This window comes from Microcystis sp. M53598_WE2, from assembly GCF_030067735.1.
Classification (GTDB): Bacteria; Cyanobacteriota; Cyanobacteriia; order Cyanobacteriales; family Microcystaceae; genus Microcystis; species Microcystis aeruginosa.
In genome coordinates, this window is record NZ_JASJFE010000397.1 from 1 (window position 1) to 1,812 (window position 1,812).

Consider the following 1,812-nt stretch of genomic DNA (forward strand, 5'->3'; position numbering starts at 1 on the left):
ACACCCCACACCCTATGTAAGGAACCCTGGGAGGAGGATTTAGGTCAACTGGGAACATTGATTTTAAAAAATCGGTGATCATGTTATCCTCTGATTGTGTCGTGTGAGGAATGGAATCGGCCATGGTAGCTTCTCTATCTTATCAAAATGGGCAAAAAGCTCGATCGCATCCCCTGTTATCCTTAACGGGTTTAATCGAATTACCGCCATCCCCCCTGTTTGGCACGGACGGAATTCGCGGCCAAGTGGGAGAATTATTAACTGCCCCCCTAGCGCTACAAATCGGATTTTGGGCGGGACAGGTATTAAAAAATCAGGCTGGTGTCACCAAACCGGTAATTATCGGTCAAGATTCCCGTAATTCCAGTGATATGTTAGCCAATGCTATCACTGCGGGTTTAACTTGGGCGGGAATAGAAGTCTGGCAACTGGGATTATGTCCCACTCCCTGCGTCGCCTATTTAACCAGAGAAAGCGAAGCGATGGGTGGGATCATGATTTCTGCCAGTCATAATCCTCCCGAAGATAACGGCATTAAATTTTTTGACAGCAGCGGTTTAAAATTATCCGGCACTTTAGCCGGACAGATAGAAGCGGGTTTAAGAGGCAATTTAGAATTAGCGGATAACTCAGTAAATTGGGGAAAAGCGACTTTTTGTCCCGAATTAATCCAAAAATACTATCAAGCTGTGATTGCTTCCGTCGGGACGGATATTAACCTATCGGGATTAAAAATAGTTTTAGATCTAGCTTGGGGGGCAGCCGTTAACCTAGCACCTTTAGTATTCCAAACCGTGGGGGCGGAAGTTATCTGCCTACACGATCGAGCCGATGGCGATCGCATTAACGTTAATTGTGGTTCTACCCATTTAGAAAGCTTACAGGCGGCGGTGATTAATCAGCAAGCGGATTTAGGGTTTGCCTTCGATGGCGATGCCGATCGAGTCTTGGCCGTGGATAGTCAGGGTAGAGTAGTAGATGGCGATTATATCCTCTATTTTTGGGGTCGTTCCCTCTTAGAAGCCGGACAGCTACCCGATGGGTTATTAGTAGCAACGGTGATGGCTAATTTAGGTTTTGAACGCGCTTGGCAAAAACTGGGGGGTCAATTCTTGCGGACTGCCGTGGGCGATCAGCACGTTCAGGCGCAAATGTGGGAAACTGGAGCCATGCTAGGGGGTGAACAATCTGGTCATATCCTCTGCCATCATTACGGGGTTTCTGGGGATGGAATGCAAACCGCCCTACATTTAGCGGCTTTAGTGCAGAAATCGGCGGTTTCCTTGGCTAACTTAGTCGATCATAGCTTTGTCACCTATCCGCAGATTTTACGCAATGTGCGGGTGGAAGATAGAGAAGTGCGACGTAATTGGCAGCAATGTGAACCTTTGCGGCGAGAAATCCGCAAAGCTGAGACAGCTATGGCAGAAAAAGGCAGAATTTTGGTGCGCGCTTCCGGGACAGAACCCTTAATTCGGGTGATGGTGGAAGCAGAAACCCTAGAATTAGCCAATTTTTGGACAGAAAGGCTAGTGGCAGCGGTGCGAAGCTATCTTTTGTAGTCGATCGAGGGGGACAGGGATTATAATGCCCTTAGCCTAGCCTAGCAAGGGATAATTGTCACTAACCCCGCCCTAAAAGCGACGGAGCTTGCCTAGACCAATTTAGGCGACGCAAGTAGAGACTACCGCATCGAGACACAATCTGGCCCAGACCTCCGAATACTTCCCTAGTTCGGATTCTCTCTAAGCTTTATTGGTAAAGCGTTGTTAGACAAGACATCTTGATTGTGTTGCGGAAAGGGACATTAAC

1 protein-coding gene is annotated in these 1,812 nt (G+C 47.8%); it reads left to right on the plus strand.

The genetic code is table 11. From position 1 onward, the window contains the following. The first annotated feature begins 122 nt into the window (after window positions 1-122). On the plus strand, window positions 123-1,562 hold the full coding sequence (gene glmM / locus PX636_RS08530) for a phosphoglucosamine mutase (RefSeq protein ID WP_288116754.1): 1,440 nt from the start codon (window positions 123-125) through the stop codon (window positions 1,560-1,562). Window positions 1,563-1,812: the final 250 nt, after the last annotated feature.

Bases quoted from the DNA above. Each gene is read 5' to 3' on its own strand.
- glmM (WP_288116754.1), top strand. From the start codon at position 123: ATGGTAGCTTCTCTATCTTATCAAAATGGGCAAAAAGCTCGATCGCAT.